Origin of the sequence: Mycoplasma sp. 'Moose RK', assembly GCF_015708155.1 — a bacterium.
In the GTDB taxonomy this organism is placed as follows: Bacteria; Bacillota_I; Bacilli_A; order Mycoplasmatales; family Metamycoplasmataceae; genus Mesomycoplasma.
The window spans coordinates 31,049-52,488 of record NZ_JADDYD010000002.1 but is presented as its reverse complement, the minus strand read 5'-3'; the positions used below and the strand labels follow the sequence as shown (position 1 = coordinate 52,488).

Annotated in this window: 17 protein-coding genes and 2 tRNA genes; 11 read left to right on the top strand and 8 right to left on the bottom strand. The window is 32.8% G+C overall.

Annotated elements, in window-relative coordinates:
* The first annotated feature begins 100 nt into the window (after positions 1–100).
* From IM807_RS03340 to IM807_RS03330, 3 genes are all read left to right on the top strand, one after another.
* Positions 101–194 (top strand) — tRNA-Ser (locus IM807_RS03340).
* A gap of 39 nt (positions 195–233) precedes the next feature.
* Positions 234–317: transfer RNA gene (locus IM807_RS03335), tRNA-Leu, on the top strand.
* A 421-nt stretch (positions 318–738) separates the two neighbouring features.
* Positions 739–1,695 (top strand): nucleotidyltransferase, encoded by a 957-nt coding sequence (locus IM807_RS03330; protein ID WP_196363139.1) that lies wholly within the window; start codon positions 739–741, stop codon positions 1,693–1,695.
* An 11-nt stretch (positions 1,696–1,706) separates the two neighbouring features.
* Here the strand turns inward: IM807_RS03330 and IM807_RS03325 are convergent, their stop codons facing one another.
* Positions 1,707–4,343: a cation-translocating P-type ATPase gene (locus tag IM807_RS03325; protein WP_196363138.1), complete on the bottom strand. Its 2,637-nt coding sequence runs from the start codon at positions 4,341–4,343 to the stop codon at positions 1,707–1,709.
* A gap of 89 nt (positions 4,344–4,432) precedes the next feature.
* On the opposite strand from IM807_RS03325, the gene smpB reads away from it, so the two are divergent.
* Positions 4,433–4,870, top strand: coding sequence for an SsrA-binding protein SmpB (gene smpB, locus IM807_RS03320; protein ID WP_196363137.1), 438 nt, complete (start codon positions 4,433–4,435; stop codon positions 4,868–4,870).
* Positions 4,871–5,007: 137 nt separating this feature from the next.
* On the top strand, positions 5,008–5,541 hold the full coding sequence (locus IM807_RS03315) for a thermonuclease family protein (protein WP_308699307.1): 534 nt from the start codon (positions 5,008–5,010) through the stop codon (positions 5,539–5,541).
* A 17-nt stretch (positions 5,542–5,558) separates the two neighbouring features.
* On the opposite strand, the gene IM807_RS03310 is transcribed toward IM807_RS03315, so the two are convergent.
* From IM807_RS03310 to IM807_RS03295, 4 genes are all read right to left on the bottom strand, one after another.
* Positions 5,559–7,862: an ATP-binding cassette domain-containing protein gene (locus IM807_RS03310; RefSeq protein WP_196363136.1), complete on the bottom strand. Its 2,304-nt coding sequence runs from the start codon at positions 7,860–7,862 to the stop codon at positions 5,559–5,561.
* 93 nt (positions 7,863–7,955) lie between these two features.
* Entirely contained in the window at positions 7,956–8,801 is an 846-nt protein-coding gene (locus tag IM807_RS03305; RefSeq protein WP_196363135.1) for a carbohydrate ABC transporter permease, read from the bottom strand.
* Positions 8,791–9,729 (bottom strand): sugar ABC transporter permease, encoded by a 939-nt coding sequence (locus IM807_RS03300; protein WP_196363134.1) that lies wholly within the window; start codon positions 9,727–9,729, stop codon positions 8,791–8,793. The genes IM807_RS03305 and IM807_RS03300 overlap by 11 nt, the downstream gene beginning before the upstream one ends.
* Entirely contained in the window at positions 9,695–10,861 is a 1,167-nt protein-coding gene (locus tag IM807_RS03295) for an ABC transporter ATP-binding protein (protein ID WP_196363133.1), read from the bottom strand. The genes IM807_RS03300 and IM807_RS03295 overlap by 35 nt, the downstream gene beginning before the upstream one ends.
* 136 nt (positions 10,862–10,997) lie before the next feature.
* Here IM807_RS03295 and IM807_RS03290 point away from each other — a divergent pair, with 136 nt between their 5' ends.
* The 4 genes from IM807_RS03290 (at position 10,998) to IM807_RS03275 (ending at position 16,689) form a co-directional block, all read left to right on the top strand.
* Positions 10,998–12,821 carry a P68 family surface lipoprotein gene (locus IM807_RS03290; protein ID WP_196363132.1) on the top strand — a complete coding sequence of 608 codons (1,824 nt, stop codon included), beginning with the start codon at positions 10,998–11,000 and terminating at the stop codon, positions 12,819–12,821.
* 148 nt (positions 12,822–12,969) lie between these two features.
* Positions 12,970–14,028 (top strand): phospho-furanose lactonase, encoded by a 1,059-nt coding sequence (locus IM807_RS03285; protein ID WP_196363131.1) that lies wholly within the window; start codon positions 12,970–12,972, stop codon positions 14,026–14,028.
* Between the two features lie 191 nt (positions 14,029–14,219).
* Positions 14,220–14,723 carry a PTS sugar transporter subunit IIA gene (locus tag IM807_RS03280; protein WP_196363130.1) on the top strand — a complete coding sequence of 168 codons (504 nt, stop codon included), beginning with the start codon at positions 14,220–14,222 and terminating at the stop codon, positions 14,721–14,723.
* Between the two features lie 187 nt (positions 14,724–14,910).
* Positions 14,911–16,689, top strand: coding sequence for a PTS ascorbate transporter subunit IIC (locus tag IM807_RS03275; protein WP_196363129.1), 1,779 nt, complete (start codon positions 14,911–14,913; stop codon positions 16,687–16,689).
* 405 nt (positions 16,690–17,094) lie between these two features.
* Here the strand turns inward: IM807_RS03275 and IM807_RS03270 are convergent, their stop codons facing one another.
* A complete protein-coding gene (locus IM807_RS03270) occupies positions 17,095–17,838 on the bottom strand; it encodes an MIP/aquaporin family protein (protein ID WP_308699306.1) in 744 nt (247 codons plus the stop codon).
* 10 nt (positions 17,839–17,848) lie between these two features.
* Positions 17,849–19,363, bottom strand: coding sequence for a glycerol kinase GlpK (glpK, locus tag IM807_RS03265; RefSeq protein WP_196363128.1), 1,515 nt, complete (start codon positions 19,361–19,363; stop codon positions 17,849–17,851).
* 292 nt (positions 19,364–19,655) lie between these two features.
* Here glpK and IM807_RS03260 point away from each other — a divergent pair, with 292 nt between their 5' ends.
* Together IM807_RS03260 and IM807_RS03255 are read left to right on the top strand one after the other, a co-directional pair.
* Positions 19,656–19,946, top strand: coding sequence for a PTS sugar transporter subunit IIB (locus IM807_RS03260; protein WP_196363127.1), 291 nt, complete (start codon positions 19,656–19,658; stop codon positions 19,944–19,946).
* A gap of 19 nt (positions 19,947–19,965) precedes the next feature.
* Positions 19,966–20,445, top strand: coding sequence for a PTS sugar transporter subunit IIA (locus IM807_RS03255; protein ID WP_196363126.1), 480 nt, complete (start codon positions 19,966–19,968; stop codon positions 20,443–20,445).
* 310 nt (positions 20,446–20,755) lie between these two features.
* Here the strand turns inward: IM807_RS03255 and IM807_RS04435 are convergent, their stop codons facing one another.
* A complete protein-coding gene (locus IM807_RS04435) occupies positions 20,756–21,409 on the bottom strand; it encodes a phosphotransferase (RefSeq protein WP_196363125.1) in 654 nt (217 codons plus the stop codon).
* Positions 21,410–21,440: the final 31 nt, after the last annotated feature.

Here is a 21,440-nt window from a genome sequence, read left to right as displayed (position 1 = left end):
AAAATTTTTTGTTTTCAATTGATGACCTTGTCAAAATTAAAAATTTATTTTTTAGTTTTGCTTTTTTCCAACTTTGTTGTATAATTATAACATAATTTCTGGATCAGTACTCAAGTGGCTGAAGAGGATATGTTGGAAACGTATTAGGGGTTTCAAAAGAACCCGCGCAGGTTCAAATCCTGTCTGATCCGCCAGTGTTCTTTCAAAACTTCATATTTAATATACATAATAATGCTCTTGTGGTGAAATGGTATACACGTTAGATTGAGGTTCTAATCCGGAAACGGGTGCAAGTTCGAGTCTTGTCAAGAGCACCACAAAAATCTTAAAAATGGTTTTTGTTTAATTCAAATTCTAAATTTAATTTTATTTTACAAACTTACAAAAAATTGTCTCCTTAAAGTTTTTAAAAAAAATTGATATACATAATAAAAAACTCAGAATCAAATATCCTAAAACTAGAAAATTTAGGCAACTAAAATTTTCTATAATGGTTTTAATGGTTTTGAGTTTTAAACCTCCTTTATTTTTGTACTCCTATCGTGATTGTATTTTTTTACAAAGCACATATACAAACTTTATTATTAAAAAAATTAAAGAAACTTTAGGTATAAGACAAATTAACAGCTTATCCTTATTTCTTTTTGCCATTTATTTGTTTTTGCAAGAATGGCAATATGAGGTCAGGAATGAGATCTTAGATCCTATTTTTATAAAAGGGCCCCAATTTTTTAGATAATGTCAATCGCGATCATTGCCGAATACAACCCTTTTCACAATGGTCATATTTTCCAACTAAATTATGTTAAAAAACATTTTCCCGGTGAAAAAATTTATATAATTTTAAGCGGCAACTTTACTCAGCGTGGTGATTTTAGTCTTGCAGACTTTGAAACAAAAGCAAAATTAGCTCTAAAATACGGTGCTAATTTTGTTATTCGTCTTCCTTTTGAATTTTCAACTCAAGCTGCTCATATTTTTGCAGCAGGCGCTGTTAAGTTAGTTTTTGAGCACAAAATCGACAAATTAATTTTTGGATCTGAATCAAATGATATTGAAAACATGTATTTTCTTGCTAATTTGTGAAAAAACAATTTAGCACTTTACAATTCTGAATTAAAAAAAGCACTGAAATCAGGACTTAGTTTTCCAACAGCTAGCGCAATTGCCCTTGAAAAAATCAGTGGCCAAAAAGTTGTTTTACCAAATGACATTCTCGGTTTTGAATATGTCAAGCAAATTGTTTTTCACGATTATCCAATTCGCGCTTATTCGTTACAAAGAACAATCGGGTTTAATTCCCTTATTCCAACAAAAAATTATGCCTCAGCAAGTTTTTTGCGCCAACTTGTTTATCAAAACAAATCAATTCAAAAGTTTTCGCCAATGAAATTTGTTCAACCTGTTTGTCGCCTTGAAGATTTTTATCCTGAATTTCAGAAAATTGTTCAGGAAACCCCTGCCAAGGAACTAGCGAAAATTTGGCTAATTAGTGAAGGAATGGAAAATCTGTTTAAAAAACATATTAACGCTCCTAGTCTTGCAAGTTTTATTAGCGCTACTAACTCCAAACGTTATACAACTTCACGCATTAGGCGAGCAATTTTGTATACACTTTTAAAAGTTGAAAATCCAAGCACCTTTGATGAAACAAAGATTAAATTGGTATGTTGACAAGCGCAAAAACAAGCCTAAAAACTAAGTTTTTAGGCTAAAATCTTCCCTTTCTTAGTAAATTTACTAAGAAAGGGAAGAAGTAGTTTGCTGATTTGGTCAATGAAGAATGGTGCCAAAATCATTAGCAACAAGAGAAAATGGAGTCTGTTATTATTATAATTAAGACTTTTTCCTGCCTGATCTGGTGAAAAAACCTCGCTAACTCCGGGAACAAAAGCAACGAATAGAACTGAAAAAATGCTAGCTAACATTCCTAAATGTAGAAATTTTAATTCAGAAAAGTGATAAGAAAAAATCGGCTGATTAGTTGCCAAAAGGTAACTTGTACTTGCAAGACAAAGGCTAATGACTAGAAAAGTGATTGTGGATGAACCAGAAATTCAGAAGCTAATAAGACTAAGCGCTGTGATTAAAAATGACCAAAAAGCAATTTTGTAAATTAGTTTTTGACTGAAAAGTCGCTGATTTTCCTGCAAAAAGTGCTGATTCATTACATTTTTTGCAAGGCTAGTTAGTCCAAGCGCTACGCCACCAAAAGTTTCGGAAACAACGTTGATCCAAAGAATTTGTAAAGCTGAAAAAATCTGGATTTGAAAGAAAAGCGTTGCAAACAGGACAGAAAGTAGCATCGAAAAGTTAGCAATCAAAAGAAAAGCAACTAGTTGGCGAATATTTGCAACAATATTTCGTCCAGTTTGGATTGCCAAAAAGAGACTACTGAAATTATCATCAGCAAGCACAACATTTGCTACCTGTTTTGAAACCTGCGAACCCGTGATTCCCATGGCAAAACCAACATTTGCCTTTTTTAGCGAAGGCGCATCGTTTACACCGTCGCCCAACATTGCCACCACCTGTTTTTTTTGCTGTAAAGCATTGACAATCTCTAATTTATCTTCAGGTTGTGAACGCGAATAAAGGTGAAATTTTTCAACATTTTCGCGCCAAAAATCGTCTTTTTGTCAATTTTGGCGATCTACAGACAATGAATTTTCGTCCAAAATCCCCACATTTGTTGCAACTGATTTGGCGGTTGCAAAATTGTCGCCAGTGATCATCACTGTCGAAATTTGTGCCTGTTTTAACTTGGTAATTATTTCTTTAATCTCTTTTCGTGGTGGATCCTGAAAAGCAATTAGACCAGAAATTTCAATCTTATCAAGATATTTTTCAAGATTTTCAACTTCAAAATCAGCATTTTCAATTTCTTGGTGGCCAAATGCAAAAATTCTTAGTCCCGCTTCCTGCATTTTGGTTAATTTTGTAATTAAATTCTGACTTATGTTTGTTGCTTTCGCAAGCAAAATTTCTGGCGCGCCCTTAATAAATAGGTGTTTTTTTTGCCCTTTGCTATAAAAAACTGCTGAAAATTTTGCTTGGGAACTGAAGGGGATTTGATCAAAAAATTCATATTCTTTTTGTAAATCTTCCTTAAAAATCTTTCATTCCTTAGCACTCTTTAAAAGCAAAATTTCTTCAGGATCGCCAAAATATTTTTCCTTGTTTTCCTCAAAAAAACGATAGGCACTGGTGTTTAAAATTGCTTGCGTTCAAAAAGTATTTTCAGGAATTTGGTGATAGAAAACCTCGATAATTTCCATCTTGTTCTCCGTTATTGTTCCTGTTTTATCTGAACAAACAATTGAAACTGCACCCAAAGTTTCAATTGTCTTTAGATCTTTGACAATTGCATTATTTTTTGCCATTCTTTTGATTCCAATTATCAAATTGATGCTCACAAGTGGTACAAGTCCTTCAGGAATAAAACCAACTGCAAGCGAAAGTGAAACCACAATTGCTTCTTTAAAATGTGAAAAATCACCAGCAAAAACAAGAAAAATGTAAACAAAAAAGAAGAAAATTGCCAAAAGGGCAGCAATAATTGTAATGAATTTTGAAAATTTGGCAATTTTTTGTTGCAAAGGTGACTCAATTTCGGTTGTTTTTGTGACCAAAGTTGCAATTTGCCCCATTCTTGTTTGCGCACCCACAGCAGAAATTAAAATTTTGGCTTGCCCACTTAAAACACTTGTGCCACTAAAAACTTGGGAATTTATATCTGTTCAATCAACCATTTTTTGCTTATGAACTGAAGTTGACTCACCTGTTAAAATTGCTTCCTGAACTGCAAAATTTTTCATTTCCAGAACATAGCCATCAGCACTAATCAAGTCACCTGCACTAACTTCAATGATATCGCCCACCAAAATCGAATTTGAAGGGCTGCTAATTTTTTGGCCTTTGCGAATTATTGTAGCAACTGGCGAATTCAGCGCCGAAATTGCTTCAATTGCTTTTTTTGATTTTGCTTCTTGAATCAGCGAAAAGAAAATGTTGATCCCGATAATAATCGCAATCACAAGTGGTTCAAGATAGTGGATTATTTTCCGCCAAAGTGCCAAATCCTGCTCAAAAACTGCGGTTGTCACAATTGAAATGATGATAACAAAAATCAACACAAGTGTCAATGGTTCTTTTAATTGGCTTAAAATTCGCAAGAACAAGGATTTTTCCGGAGGTTTTGGCAAAATATTTTCGCCAAAATTGGCTTTTGAAAACACAAGTTGTTCTTCAGTTGCCCCTTTTTGGTGATCAATTTCCTGTAAAAACAAGGTGATTTGTGAACTTTTGGCAGTTTTTTCCTGATTTTTTCTTTTTTCTATCATTTTTGGCCCTTTTTTTTAAAATAAAGTAAGATCAAATGTAATTTGAATCCAAAATAAATTATAATTATATTATTTATTTAAGGAAGAAAATGAAAATTTTGGTCGAAAACAGGCGTGCCAGATACGATTATGAAATTATTGACAAATTTACAGCTGGAATTTCCCTTTTTGGTTGGGAAGTCAAATCGATCCTTGAAAAAAATATTTCTCTTGTTGGTGCTTTTTGTTATTTCAAACAATCCGAACTTTTTTTAGCCAACGCAAAAGTTGGCGCCTATAAAGGTTCGCGTGGAGACACTGAAAGGAGTAAAAAATTACTACTGCGCAAGCACGAATTGCGCAAAATTCTAAAGGAAAAAAACACAAAAAAACTAGCAATTGTGCCCTTATCCATTTGTCAAAAACGACGGCTAATCAAGGTTGAAATTGCCCTTGCCAGAGGAAAAACAAAAATTGACAAGCGCAATGCCATCAAAGAACGAGAAGCCAAAAGGGAGGTTGCAAAATCCTTAAAAAACTATTACTAGCCCTCACTTTTTTACCTTTTCTTACAGTTTCAAGTTGTATTTGAAACCAACCTAACCAACAAAAACAAATTGTAAGTGCTGGCAGCAGAAAACTACAAAATAAAGAAACTGATAGCAAAGAGGGCGAAAATCTAATTTTGCGCTTGCCAATTCTGGAAAAAAAGTCGCAAATTAGCAAAGGTAAAATTTTTGCAACTTTTGTCAAAAACGTTTACGACGGCGACACTTTTACTGACAAAAACGGCTTTCACTACCGCCTTTTTGGGATTGACACTCCGGAAATTAAACTAAACAATCCAGGGGCAAAAGTTGATACCTGAAAAATGAAATTTTACGCAACACGTGCTAAAAAAGCCCTCGAAGAAGCAATTTTATCCCGCTGAGTTCAAGTTGAAATTGTTGATCGCGACCGATACCAAAGAATTGTCGCAATTATTAAAAATGAAAAAGATGAAACTATTAATCTCAATCTTGTGTTTGGGGGCTTCGCAATTGCTCGTTATGGTCAAAGTGAAAACCCGAAAGGAAAATATTATTATCCCAAATACGAAAAATTACTTTTAGCACTCAAAAAAGCACAAGATGAAGCTAAAAAAAACAAGTTAAATATCTGGGAAATCGATATAAATCGCATTTATTCCTTTGGTTTTGGACGAAAATTTGTCCACTAACAACCGTTGTTTATGAATTAATTACGTAAAAGTTGCTGCGTTGATTTTTTATAAGTAATCAACGACATCAAAACGTAAATTAAAATGAAAACAACTGAAAGACCAATTCAAGAAAAGAAAATTATCATTGCTAAAAGATCATTTGGTGCCGGCGGCAAACCCGAACCAACAACCAAAGTGTGCACTGGTTTAATTACCGGAAAGATAATTGCAAAACTAAAAATTAAGGTTACAAAAGAAATTACAAGCATATTTAATGTGTGGTAAAAAAGCGTCAAGGAAGTTGAACCCCCAAGTGCCTTTAGAATTCCGATCATTTTTTGCTTAGATTCACTGACTGTTTTGGCATAAACAAGAATAAAAGCAATCAAAATTATTACGAAAATAATAAAAACAGCAAAGGTAACTTTGTTAATAATGTCAATAATACCCAAGGATTGGCTAGTAATCACACGAATTAAGTTTGAAGGTGGGGTAATTTCAAGGTCAAATTTTGCTGTTTTTGCCTCAGAATCCAGATCATTTTCCTCTTCAGTATTTGCCAAATAGGCCGCCAATGAAGTTGGATGAATACGACTATAATATTCAAAAGCGCTGGAATGATAATATAATTCGGGCGTTTTTGAATCAAAAATTCCAACAACAACAAGATTAAATTTTTGATTCAAAGGTGATTTTGCCTGCACAATATCACCAACTTTTAGTTTATATTTAGCGCTTGAATCAACCGCTGTTGTTGAAATCAAAATTTCATCCACTTTTTTGGCAGTTGTCCCCGTGATCAGCTTCAAATTAGCTCCATTTTGCGGTTGCGGTTGCGTTTTTTCAAGTTGAATTGCAAAGGGGATTAATGCTGATTTTTGCTTATTTTCCGAAGGAATATAAGAAGTAATTTCCGGAAAAAGATGCAGTTTTTCCTGTGGTTTTGGTGAATTTTTTGCAACTAAGTCCTGCATATCCAAAATTGTCTGTTTGCTAATAAAAGATGGAAAATTAATCAAATTAAAATTAAAATTACTGCGGCTCACTGTCTGGGTAATTCCGTGGTTAACGCCCACAATTGTCAAAGGAATTTTGCGGGGATTTTTCAAAATATCAGTGGTATCCCCTGAAACCAAAAAGATCGTTTTTCCAATTGGATTTTTAATTTTTAGTTTCTCAATTACTGAATTTGCAAGGATAATTTCTGATGAACTTTCAAGAAAACGACCTTCAAAATTAACAAGATCATTTTCAATTCTATTTTTAAAAAATTGATCAATTTCAATTTGTTCTACTCCCAAAAGGCTTGCTCTTTTGTTTTCAAAAAACAAACTCATTCCAGTGGTTGGCTGCTGCGCTACTACAGAATTAACTGAATTAAAATTGTTAATTTGGCGAATTTCGTCTTCACTAAACGGTGTTTTTGATTTTTTTTCAATCTTATTTTTATCAAGCGACAAAGTATATCGCTGTTGGCGACCAATTTTATCAGTACCGCTATTTAATTCAAAGGCAAAGCTAATTGAAAAAATTGCTGCCAAAAATGCAATAATAATTAAAATTGTTTGCGCCATTTTCTTGCTAATATCAGCGATTACAAAAGTTGGTGAAATACTAAGTTTATTTTTTAGCTGTAAAATACCCAAAGTATTGCGGTTTTTGACTGGCTCTGGTAAAAAAGACTCAATTTCTTCCTGTTGATTATTTAAAATTTCAACCACAGGTTGCTTATGTTTTTGCAAATAAATAATTTGATCAGCGTACTTTTTCACCATTTCAATGTTGTGACTAATGACAACAATTGTGTGTGTTTTTGACATTTGTTTAATTTTTTCAAAAATAATGATCTCATTTTCCTTGTCAAGAGCAGCGGTTGGTTCATCAAAGAGGATAAACTCTGATCCCCGATTGAGACAACGCAAAATGGCAATTCTTTGCTTTTCGCCCCCGGATAAATCTTCCATTTTTGTACGAAAAATACTCTGATCAAGATTCAAAAAGTTGGCATTTTTAATAAACTCTTCCTGTTTAAAGCTCCGACCCATAATGTTTGTACCAATTTTAACATTATCAACAGCTGAAATATTGTCAATTAAGTTAAAATCCTGAAAAACAATGTCAACATTTGGATTTTTTAACTGCTTTTGATTTTCGTCAAAAAAGGAAATTTGTCCACTGTTCGGCATTGTGATTTTAGCAATTATGTGTAACAAAGTCGTTTTCCCTACCCCTGATTGCCCCGAAATAAAGGTTAATTTGTTGGTTGGAATATCAACGCTAACATTATTTAGAATTGTTTTTGTTCCAAGTTTTTTTGTAATATTACGAATTTGAATCATTTTTAAACCTTTTTAAAGCACCTTTTGGCAATTAATTGATATATTTTATTACAAAACTATACTTATTTAATTGATTATTTTACTTTTTGAAAATTAGCGCACATTTTTTGCTGTTGCATTATTAATAAATCTTGAAAAAATTAAATAGAAAAAAAGGGGGACAACAACAGCAAAAAGCGCACCAGCAGCTTGCACATTTTGTAAAAATCCCAAACTTGTTTGCCCACTGTACTGAAATCAAGTCGAAATTGTTTGGAATGAACGGTTTGCCAAAATGTAACTAGGCCAAAGAAAATCATTTCAACACTGAATTGTTGTAAAAATTATCATTAAATAATAGGCGATTCTCACTTTTGGAAAAATAACCAATCTAATTTTGGAAAAAATCGATAAATTGTCTACTTTTGCTAAAAATAATTTTCTTTTTTTGACACTTGTTACACTTTTATAAAGATAAAAAAAGTTGAAAAAGGAAAAAATTTGGTTACTTATTAATGAAAAAACAGGAAAATTTGTGATTAATCTGCCCTTGTTTAAGATTTGCGCCAAAGGCACATAAATACTAATTTCAGGCACAAACGAAAGCAAAACAAACAAGGAAATGAAAACTAATTTTACCCTTTTTGTTGCAATTCAAAGACCGAGGCTTGCCATCGAATATAAAATTAGTCTAATTACATTAATCAATAAAATCACTAAAAATGAAGTTTTTAACCCATTTCAAAAATTTTCATTAATTGAATTAAGAAAATTTTTTCACAAAAAACCACTAATTTTCAATGTTGAATTTGGATTATCCTGCAATTCATCAGGTAGTGAAGCATTCAAAATCAAATAATAAAGTGGAAAGAGAACAATAATTAAAACAAAACTAAGAGCTAAAAACAACAAAAATTGCAAAATCAGACTTTGAAAATTGATTTTAAATTTAAATTTCATTTTTTTGTCACCTTTTGCTGAATTTTTGATAAATTATTTTTCAATACTTGGGTCTAAAAATTATAAAAGTTGAAAAAACAGCACATAAATATAGAAAGCAAAGAAAACTTGCCGTTGCTTGTAGTCCCAAATTATCCGCTGATTTCAAAATGTATGAGGCCAAAGTATGTCCATGATTCAGGTCTAAATTCAAATTTCCAGTGATCACATTCGGATATAACATTGTCGCAAAAATGAAATTTGTGTAGGCAATTGTTAAAAATTTTCCACTAATTTCCTTAAAATAAAGATTAATGATTCTATCTTTTAAGCCAATTTTGTCAATTTGTAAATTTTTTTGATAACGGTTGTTAATTGCAGAAATTGCAAAGAAAAAAAGGACTGAATTAAAGGGGATTGAACGTCAAAGTTGGTAAATTAAATATAGTCAGATCAATGGAATTTGATTTTTACCACCTGTAAAGGAAAAATCAAGGCCAAAAATTTTTGCAAAAACATTTTTTTCGCCAAACAGAAAACTAAAAGCAATCCCAATTGCAAACGCCGAAATAAAAAACTGGGAGTACAAACTACTAATAAAAAATTTTTGCACAATTTTGTTGTTAACTTTTGCCAACAAAATTGCAACACAAAAACCAATGAAAAGTGAAATAGGCGAGCTAGCAAAAAACAAAATTGTGCTATTTTTCAGCGCATCTTTAAAGGATGATTTTTGCAAAAGATCATGAAAATTACCAAAACTAACCTTGTAATTAGTACCAAAACCAACTTTAAAAGAATTAAAAAACGACTCAAAAATCGGGTAAATTGAAAAAATTATTAAAAAAATCAACAAGGGTATAAGCAACGAAATTGCACTTGCATTTTTCCGTAAAATGCTTGATTTTTCAGGACTAATTTTCCGCAAAAACACGATTGCCTCTTTCATCAAAAGCTAAAATTTTTACTTTATCATATTCGATTTTGACATCTGTACCTAAAATTTGCTTTGGCAAAAATAATTCAAGATCAATTTGTTTTTCTAAATCGCGTACTTGATAATAATAGCTATCAGCAATTTTTTTGGAAAATAAAATTTTTCCATTTTTTTCATTATTTGTTGGCAAAATTTTAATGTTTTTATCGCGAATAAAGTAACTAATTTCCTGCTTTTTTTCCAAAAAATTAATTTCAGGACTACCAATAAATTTTGCAGCAAAAAGCGATTTTGGATTATCAAAAAGTTCCTGTGGTGTGGAAAATTGCACAATTTTTCCGTCCTTTAACAAAATAATTTGGTCACTTATTTTTAAAGCATCAACCTGATCGTGAGTCACCAAAATTATTGTCATGTTGAATTCATGCTTGATTTTCAATAATAATTTGATGGTAGATTCCTTAATTTTCGCATCAAGTGATGAAAATGGTTCGTCCATTAAAATCAAATTATCGCCCTTGATAATTGACTTTGCAAATGCAATTCGTTGCTGCTGCCCGCCGCTGATATTTGCTGCTTTTTTGCCAAAAACCTCAGTTATCTCAAGTGTTTTTAGCACTTTTTGAACTTCAGATTCAAAAAATTTTTTGCGAAATTTAAGATAAAAAAAATAAAATTTCAAATTTAAAATGATAGTCAAAAAAAAATGAAATTTTTGGCAAATTTTTTGCCAAAAACCTTTTTTGTTGTTTGCAAAAAATTTTTTTGATTTTTCAACTAAACTATTAATGTTTTTTTGATTTTTCAACTTTTCAAGGCTTAAAAATCAGACTTTTTCAGTTCATTTTGGTGAATTTTTTGTGCTAATTCACAAGTTTTTTTTAACTGAAATTTCTTCATAAAGATTATCTTTTTGCATTATATAGCCAAAATTTTTGAAATTTTCCTGGTATTCAATTTGCGATTTTGCTGGCAGAAAACCAGCTAAAAGGTTAAGAAATGTTGATTTTCCGGCGCCTGAAGGCCCCAAAATTGTGATGATTTGGTTTGCAGGAATTTCCAAATCATTAATTTCCAGGTAGTTTTTGCAATCATATGAAAATGATAAATTTTTAATTAAAATGGCAATTTTGTCTTTTTTCATGATATTTAAAATTTTCTTTAAAAATATTTTAATTTATATTATAATTAATTTTCAAATAAAGTAGTAAATTTTTATTTTATTACATAATTTTTTTTCTGAAAAAAATTTCAAAAAATATAAAAAAGAGGTAAAAATCATGAATTTAAAAAAAATTTTATTGAGTAGTTTAATCCTTTCGCCTACGCTTTTCCTTGCTGCGGCTTGTGGTGAAAAACAGCAAATTGTTAGCAAAAATGAAGTTACTTTGAGCACAAGCCAAGGTGTTTTTTGACCATTAATTTTTGGTCTTGACGAATACGGAAAGCACGAAAAAGGTCTAATCCCTTACTATAATTCAAAGTTTAAAAATGACCCTGATTTCCTGCCAGTTAGAATTATTTTAACTGATGAAGCAAAGGCAAAAACACAAACTGAGACCACACAAAACATCAAAAATATGCTTGATTCAAACTCAGATCAATTGCCTTCACTTGTTTTAGGCGACATTTCAACTGCCGATGTTTTGCAAAAATATGACCGCCTTTTGCAGTTTCAAAACACAAAAGTTAAGCCTGAAATTTTCCCAGAAAAAATTGTTAAAGCTTACAACCAATTTGCCTTTGGCAACAACCATTTTTACAATATTCCTTTCAACAAAAACGATGTTGATGCGCTCAGCTTTAACCTCGATAATGTCAAAATTGTGCTTGATCTTGTCAAAAAAGGCGGTGGAAAAGTTGATGAATCTTCAGTTGTATACAAAAAAGCAACTGAAGGATCAACTGCCGGAAATTCAACCCCAGAAAACAGTTTTTTTAAAGCTGTTGAAGAAAAAGACGCAACTGTTTTTAAAGATTTAAATGTAAATGATGAAACCTTTTCCAACATTGAAACTGCTCTTGACTTTGCAAGAAAATTTATGAAGGGTCTTAAATTGAAAAGTGATGCAAAATTAGATCAAAATACTGAAAATGCTGCCATTTTCGAGATTGACTATTCATCTTTAGTTTTCATTAAAAATCTTGTTTCTAAAACTGGAAAATCACTCTGGGAAACCAAGAGTGACAAACTTACTTTCCCTATTTTTGATGATCAAAGTCTCCGTGATGAATTCAAAAAAGATTACAAAATTTTTACTGGCGAAAACCCTGAATTAAAAACCAAAGTCGGGGAAAAAACAGTGGTTTTTCACGCATTTCAGTTCAAAAATTTTAAAGGAAAAGGCATTGGTGAATGAGCAAGTCATGACATTTTGCGCTACCGCACTGCTTTTGGTTTTGTGCCTGGAGTTGGAATTAAACAATCAATTGATTCAGCAACCTCAAGATCATTATTTGCTAGTAAAAACCCTGAGAATGCCAAAAATTTTGCCACCATTCATGATGTTTACACCACAAATCAGCCCGTAAAATCAATGAAAGATTCACCTTATTCTGTTTTCTGATCTGGAGGTTCGTCACTAATTCCAGTTAAAACTGGTGATGAAAAAGCCCAAAAAGCAACCATTAAATTTTTAGAGTGACTCTTCAATGGTCAAAACGATATTGATGGCACAATGGTTGACAATGTTGATTATTTAATGGAAAATACTGGTTATTTTGTGCCAACAAAGGCAATTTTGAACCAAGAAAAACTTGATAAAATCAAGGTAAAGTACCAAAACTATTTGGATCAAATCAAGGATTTTGAAACCAAAAACAAAAAATCTTTTGAATTAATTGGTGAAGAAGCCAAAAAAATCGACTGAAAACTTTATGAAAGAGCAGCCAATTTGCGTTCAGTGATTTTGTCAATGGAGTCAATGTTAAAGGCAACCAAGGAAAATCAGGACAACTATAAAATTCTTAATGACAACGGAGACTTTAAGGCAACAAAAATTTCTGGGCTCATTCTGGACTCGCTAATTGCTTCAACACAAGTGGAAAACAAAAAAATTCAAACCGGGGAAGAAATTCTGAGATTGATTGATGAACAAAAGTAAATTAACAATAAGCGCTGGGGCAAAAAAATTTTCAAATTTTTTTTGTTTTCTCAAATTTGTGGTATAATCAATTTCAACGCCACCTTTGTGTCACTAAATTCAACAATTTTTGGCACAAGGCTAAGCTGGAAAAAGAAAGGGTTTTAACATGAAGGACAAATTTGCAAGAACAGTTTTAGGTGATGTTCACCCACGTGAGTTGGGTGTTGTGGATTGTCACGATCACTTAATTAAAAATTATGGGCCTGAGGCCCACGAGCATCCTGATTTTGTGATGCTCTCAAATGAAGCAGCAATCGCAGAGTCGCTTGAGTTTGCTGCACGCGGTGGAAAAACATTGGTAACAATGGATCCACCCAATGTTGGTCGTGATGTTTATCGAATGTTGGAAATTGCTGATAAGTTAGCCGGAAAAGTGCACATTATTATGGCAACTGGCTTCCACAAAGCAGCTTTTTATGACAAAGGATCTTCCTGACTTGCTTTGGCACCAACTGATGAAATTACAAAAATGGTTGTTGCTGAAATTACTGAGGGGATGGATGAATACAACTATTCTGGTCCTGTTGTCAAGCGCTCCAAGGCAAAAGCAGGGATTATTAAATCCGGTACTGGCTATGGCGCAATTGATCGCCTTGAACTAAAATCACTTGAGGTCGCTGCAAGAGCATCAATCGAAACTGGAGCACCAATTTTGGTGCACACACAGTTGGGAACAATGGCTTACGAAGCTGCCAAATACTTAATTGATTTTGGTGCAAACCCACGTAAAATTCAACTTTCACACTTAAATAAAAATCCTGATAAATATTATCATGCAAAAATAATTCAAGAATTAGGTGTTAGTTTGTGTTTTGATGGACCTGATCGCGTAAAATATTACACTGACGCAATGCTTGCTGAAAACATCAAATATCTTGTTGATCTTGGTTTGCAAAAACACATTACACTCTCACTTGATGCGGGTCGAATTTTGTACCAGCGTAATTATGGGAAGTTAAAAGGTAAAGTGACTTTCGGACTCGCTTATTTATTTGATCGTTTCATCCCGCTTTTGAAAAAAGTTGGTGTAAGCCAAGAAGCAATTGATGATATGCTTATCAATAATCCAGCAGAAATTCTTGCTTTTGATGAACCAAGAAAATTTGATCCTTCTAAACTACCAAGTTCTGTGGTTGAACTCAAAAAATCCTTTGGAATCAACTAAGTTTTTAAAATTTAGTTTGACTCAATTTGACTTAAATAAATTTTAAAAAAATAAAAAAACTGGATAAATTTTTATAAAAAACCAGTTTTTTTATTCATTTTATTGACAAAACACTGTTTTTTGCTACTAAATTAAATCTTCTGAAAAAAGTTTTTTCTTTGCTTTTTAAAATTTTAGTGCAAAATATTATATTGTGGCAAAAAATTAGCCAAAAAAAAAAAAAAAATGCAACTGTAAAAATGGATGAAAGAGGTAGTTCTGTGCTTTTTGACCCTAGATTCATCCGTTTCAAAAATTTTGATGATTGAGTTGATGCTGTTCATGAGGGTGTACGCGTTCTTGTTGAAAACGGTAAGGCTTCTTGAAAGCTTGAAAAGATGATTTTCACCTTGATTCGTGATTTTGGCAATGACTTTATTCTAGGGGATGGTCTTGCGTTTATTGATGTTCCTGCAAATGAATATTGTTCTGAACCTTGTGCTTCAATCATTCTTCTTGAAAATGAACTTATTTTTAATCAACAAATTGGAAAAAGAGCTAAAATTATTATCACTTTAAGTGTACCAACAGCTAAAGATCATTTTGAATTAATCATGCAATTTGGAAAATTTCTTGGTGACCCAAAGTTCAAAAGTCAAGCTTTTTATGCTAAAAGTGTTGATGAATTTCTTGAGGTTGTTCAAAAATTCCAATAATTTTAAGTTGCAAAAATAACCTTTTTTCAAGATTTTTCCAAAATTAGAAAAATTATTATTTTCCAATCGGAAAATAATAATTTTTCATTTCAAAACTTTTTATGATATAATACTAATACGTGCATATATGTATTTAAAATTAAATATTTATAATATATGTGGACGAAAAATATCATAAGGAGGAGAAATGTCATTCACGAAGAACAAAAAAATTCTTGTCGGCTTACTTGTTTTCTTGTTGGTCAACGTTTTGATTATCGCGATTACTCTCGGTGTTCGAATCGGCCAAAAACAAGAAAGCTTTTCAACTGCCCTCACTTTTCTTGTGCGAACTGTTTATCTTGATAACTTTTTGCGTCAAAACCCGCTTTTGCTTGGGTCTTTAACTCTTGTTGGTTATTTGGCATTGGGTCGTGGGAAAAGTGAAGCATTTATTGGCGCTTTGAAAACAGCGATTGGAATTTTCTTGCTTTCAATTGGATCCGGCGCACTAGTTGGCCTTGCAAAGCCAGTTTTTGATGCAATCAAAGGTGTAAAATCAGGTGGAGTTGTGCCACTTGACCCTTATTTTGGTTGAGCTTCAGTGACTAACTTTTTAGGAAAAAGTTTTGGCACTGGCAATGAATTTGTTTCTCTAATTTCCTTCAGTTTTATTGTCGCTTTTGTTGTCAATATTTTGATGGTTTTAGGTAAAAAATTCACAAACACAAACGCAATTATGATTACAGGGCATGTGATGTTGCAACAATCTGCAATTGTGACAGCGCTTTTGTATGTAATTCTTTTTCGTTCTTTCCCCTTGACTGACCAAGGCGCAATTGGTGCTGGATCACAAGTAGGGCTTGTTCTGATTTCAGGACTATTTTTGGGTATTTACTGGGCAACTTCATCAGTTGCAACTTTAAAAATTACTAATTTAGTTACTCAAAATGCCGGTTTTGCTGTTGGGCACCAACAAATGTTGAGTCTCTTTACAAGCTACAAAATTGGACGCTTTTTCGGTAACAAAGAAAATAGCGCTGAAAATCGTAAGTTACCTTCATATTTGAAAATTTTTGAGGATAACATTTTCACACAAACAATCATTATTCTGGTATTGTTTGTTGTTCTTTTTACAATTATTATTGGTTACTACGGAGTTGAAAACGTCATTAAACCTGATTTTTCAGGATTTGATGCACCAGCAGCTGCCTCTGAAGCAACAAAAACTGTTGTAAAAGCGATTGGAAGCAGTTGAAATTCTTCGTTTGGTGGTGCCAATTTTGTTTTTATAATTATTGGTGGTGTCCTAAAAATTGTTGCTGCCCTACTTGCCATTATTACTGGTGTAAGAATGTTTGTTACTGAATTGCAACAATCTTTTCATGGGATCTCTGAAAAAATCATCCCTGGTGCTGTAGTTGCAGTTGACATTGCTGCAACTTATGGATTCGCAATTAACGCTGTTACCTACGGATTTTTGGGCGGAGTTTTAGGCCAATTTCTTGCTGTTTTTGTTGTTATTGGCCTTGCAGCAATTCCTGGAAATAATTACATTGTAATTGCTGTTCCTCTTTTTATTACTTTATTCTTCAATTCTGGTGCAATGGGAGTTTTTGCCAATGCCTCTGGGGGTTGAAAAGCTTCATTTATTGCTCCAGCAATCATTGGTTTTTTGGAAATTGTTGTGATTTCCTTTGCTCTCAAATTAGTACAAAACATTGAGGGAGTTGGGATTCCTATTGGCCAAAGCCCGGTTGCTACTGGATTTTTGGGAATGGGTGATTGAAACCTTTTCTTCGGATTTACTTTAATTATTGGTCAATTCCATGCAATTCTTGGTTGAGTAAGCGTTGCAATAGCAATAATTGGTCTAATTTTACTTGGCCAAATTGTTGATTCAACTAAACAAACAAAAAAAACCTGATTGCAAAAATTATTCAAAGTCAACGTTGATTTAGTTGATAAACCAGAAGAAGTCAACTAAATTTCACTTCTTTTTTTCAAAATCATTATTCAACAATTTTGTTTTAAAAAAAACGACACAATTAAAAACGTGTCGTTTTTTTTTTTTTAAAAGTTGAAACTTGCATCATTTTGGATCAAAGGGATAAATTAATTTTATACCTTGAATCAAAAATTGACTTGAAAACTAGTGTTTTTCTTCAGTTCATCAACAGATTTTAACCTTAAAAAATAAGTTCAGATACCCTGTTTTATCAAAATCTTTTTGCCACAAATTTGTGATTCAAAATATATTAGAGAAACTTGTTAACAATATCATTAATCATCCTGTTGAAACAAAGGTTGAGTTACTAAAATCAATTGAATTTGGCATAAATGAGGCTAAATTCAATCTGTTTTTACAAAGATTTTACAAATTACCTAATTCTTAAATTAATGCAAAAAAGCCAATGAAAATTCCTGCTATCAAAGGCGCAATAACCGGAATTCATGAGTAGGCAAAATTTGCTCCAATATGTTCTGAAGCGCGTGATTTTAGACAAAATTTTTCCATAAAAAAGTAAACAATTCTTGGTCCTAAATCACGTGCTGGATTAATCGCAAATCCAGTTGATGATCCAAGTGACATTGCAATTGCAATTATCAAAAAAGCAATTGGAAAGTGTCCTAATGCCAACACGCTTCCTGGATTTGCCCCACGTGAGAGCGCCAAAATTGTTCCTAAAAAAACCATTGTTGCCACAAACTCATAAGCGAAATTAAAAATTGCGCTTTTCTCGGATGAACCAAAAGCTGGATTAGTTGAATGCGCAGAACGAACTAACTTGAGTTCGGTTATGCCAATGTGTCGCCAATTAATAAAATTAAGAAGAATTTGGCCAACAATAGCGCCTAAAAACTGGAAAGGAATTAGCGCAAATTTCAATAAATCATTAGACGCGATTGCATCATAAACTGTAACAGCCGGATTAAGATGTCCTAAGCCCTTGAAGGCGCTGGAAATAATTAGACCAACAAGGACAGCAAGTCCCCAACCAAAACTGATGATAATCCATTTCCCAGGTTGGTTTGCAACCATTCTTGACGAAGTTGCACTGTAAACCGCGCCGTTTCCTAGCAAAATTAAAAAAAGTGTACCCAAAAATTCTGACAAAAAATTAATAAGTTCCATGATATTCCCTTTATTTAATTGACTGCGTTCAATTTAAACAGCGTTTGATGGCTTGATTTCAACCCTTCAATAAAATTGCGACCTTTTTTTTATCTAAATTGGGTTCAAAAACTTTTTCAGTGACAACTAATTTTTTAATCTCGGCAAGATCAGCCCAAAATTTTACTGCTAAACCGGCCAGAAAAGCCGCACCCATCGCTGTTGATTCAGTGTTTTTTGGCCTTTGGACACTGACGCCAGAAATTGATGACTGAAATTGCATCAGGTAATTTGATTTTGCCACTCCGCCGTCAACACGCAAAAATTCAATCGGTTTTCCCAAGTCTTTCTCCATCGCTTTTAGCAAATCATTTGTTTGGTAGGCAATGGCATCAAGTGTCGCTTTCACAATGTGCTCAGGTTTGGTACCCCTTTCAAGGCCAAAAATCGCGCCACGCGAACTTGAATCTCAATAAGGCGCGCCAAGACCAGTGAAGGCCGGCACAACATAGACACGCTGATCATCCTCAACAAGATTGGCAAAAAAGTCTGATTGATCAAAATTGTCAAGGATTCCTAGACTTTCTTTAAGCCACTGAATCGCTGCTCCGGCAACAAAAACCGCCCCTTCTAGGGCATAAATTGGCGATTGATCACCAATTTTCCAAGCAATAGTTGTCAGCAACTGATAGTTGGATTTTAACGGCTTTTCACCTGTGTTTACAAGTGTAAAACAGCCGGTGCCATAAGTATTTTTCACCATTCCAACTTCAGTGCAAAGTTGACCAAACAAGGCGCCTTGTTGATCACCAATAACTCCAGTTATTGGCACTTTTTCCGTTGGTTGATTTGACCAATGATGATTTTCAACTTCACCATAAAAATCAGCTGATGCTTTGACCTCCGGAAGAATCTGGCGTGGAATCGCCAGTAAATCAAGAATTTCCTGATCCCATTCGAGACTATGAATGTTCAAAAGCATTGTTCTCGAAGCATTAGTGACATCAGTGGCATGGACTTTACCGCCTGTTAATTTTCAAATTAGTCAGGTGTCAATTGTACCTGCTAAAAGACGGTTTTGCTGTAATTTTTCCTGCGCCAGCGGGACATTTTGCAAAATTCAACGAATCTTTGTACCACTAAAATAAGGATTGATTATAAGGCCAGTTTTATCAGAAATCATTTGTAAATGACCCTGATTAATTAGCTCCTGGCAGTATTGACTAGTTCGTCTGTCCTGCCAAACAATGGCGTTATAGACTGGAAGTCCGGTTTCCTTGTCCCAAAGCACAATTGTTTCACGCTGATTTGTGATGCCAAGAGCACTAATATTTATAGCAGAAATTTTTGCTTGAATGATTGCGTTTTGCATTGTTGTTAACTGTCTGTTCCAAATTTCAATTGGATCATGTTCAACCCAACCAGATTTTGGAAAAATCTGACTAAATTCAAGCTGGGAAATAGCAACAATACTTCCCTTTTTATCGACAACCAGGCTCCGGCAAGAAGTGGTTCCCAAATCAAGGGCAAAAACAAATTTTTGCATATGATCAAGTCCTCTTCAAAATTTTGGCCAGGAAACCTGTATTAACTAGAACAAAACTTCTTTGGCAAACGCTTAACTTATTAATATTATAGCAGAAATTTTATTTTTTCCAACACTAATTTAAAAAAAAAGTAAAAAAAGTAAAAAAAGTAAAATTGGGCCTTTTCCTAAATTTTTCCACCTTTTTCCAAAAATGCTAAAAGATTTTTTGTTATTTTTGGCAATTTTGGAAAAATAGTTATATAATTTAATTAATTTTAAAAATTTAAAAATTTTCAAAAAAGGAGAAATTATGGCATTGAAAATTGTCGCTGCATGCGGAAACGGAATGGGCACCTCAATGATAATCAAGTTAAAAGTGCAGAAAATTGTCAAGGAACTTGGAATTGACGCAACAGTTGAGGCGCTTTCAATGGGTCAGTCAAAAGGGTTAACAAACTCAGTTGATATCATTATTGCCTCCAAGCATTTAGTTAGTGAGTTTAACGCAAACCAACGGGCAAAAATTGTCGGTGTAACTAATCTCATGGATGAAAACGAGATTAGAAGCGCGCTAAATCCAGTTTTGGAAAGCTTAAAATAATAAGCAATTAGAGGTAAATATGTCAGTTAATTTACTAAAAAATTTAATTGAAAATGATTCAATTCTAGTTAATCAACAAGCTAACACTTGAAAAGAAGCAGTTGAAATTTCTTGTAAACCGCTTCTTGATAAAAATCTAATTAGCCAAAAATATGTTGATGGAATTATTGATTCAACAATTGAAAATGGTCCTTATTATATAATCGCTCCATTTTTGGCAATGCCACATGCAGCTGCAGGTCATGGTGTTTTTGAAGATTGCTTTTCACTTGTTACCTTCAAAAAACCTTTTTATTTTGATGGTGATAGCCGTCCAATCCAAATTTTGATAACTTTAGGGGCAACAAGTTCAGATATTCACACTTCAGTTGCTTTACCGCAAATTGTTGCTGTTTTTGAAAATAGCGAAAATGTTGAAGCGATTGTTAATGCAAAAAACAAAGATGAAATTATTTCCTTGATACAACAAGTTGATTTTACAAAATACCTTGAAAAATAGGTTTATTTTTCAAGGTATTTTTCATTTTTTTAACCCAAAAACAATTTAAAATCTCATCTAGAATTTCTCCAGTTTTTAGTTTTTTTTTCACTAAAAAATGGGATCTAAAAAAAAAAAAAAAAACACTGAAAATCGGCACTTTTTTAGATTTGGTTTGTTAAAACAAGCTAAAAAGTGAAAAAAATTTAGGAAAAAAGAGCCGATTTTTTGCATCTCAGATAGCATTTTCATGTGTAATTGTCCAAAAACAATTTAAAAGTGGCTCATATGAGCCACTTTTTTACTTTGTAATTTTTTGAATAAAAATGGTCTATTTTTGGTAATATTTTTGGTTTCAAAAATTTGTAAAGACATTAATTAGGTAAGTGAAGTCGTTAAATTTTTCTAAATCTAATCCAAAATATTCAATAATAACTTTTGCTTCAATTCCCAAATTCAAATGGAGTGAAACATAGTCAAAATAGGGATTATTTAGGCGCACTCACTCAAAGTCAATTAGCAAAACTGAATTAAAATCAACCAAAATATTCTTAAATTGCAAGTCATTATGACAAATTACCTGGGGGTCAAATTGGTACTTTTTGACTAAAAAGTGGTATTTTTCATCAAAAATTTCTTTTATTTTCCAATCAAATTGTCGAATATCTGTTATTTTTTGTTGTTGAAATTTAGTAACTGCTACAAACAACTGTTCTCTATGCTCCAACAGGGTTTCTGGTGTTAAAACTTGTTGGCCCAACCATTTTTTTACAAAGTTTCCTTGTTTGTAATAGATAAATTCTGGCCGATTTTTAATAAAATTATACTCATTTTCCCAATCAACAAAGTCATTTTTGACAAGACGAACTTGCACTTTTTCATTTCCAAAAAATCCTTGATAACTGCAGTTGTGAAAACCACAGGAAATTAAGCTGATTTTTGTTAATTTTTTGCTAATTCAATCAGGAAAAATTGTAAAATCCATTGTAATTCTTCAAAAATTCCCTTTATTTTAA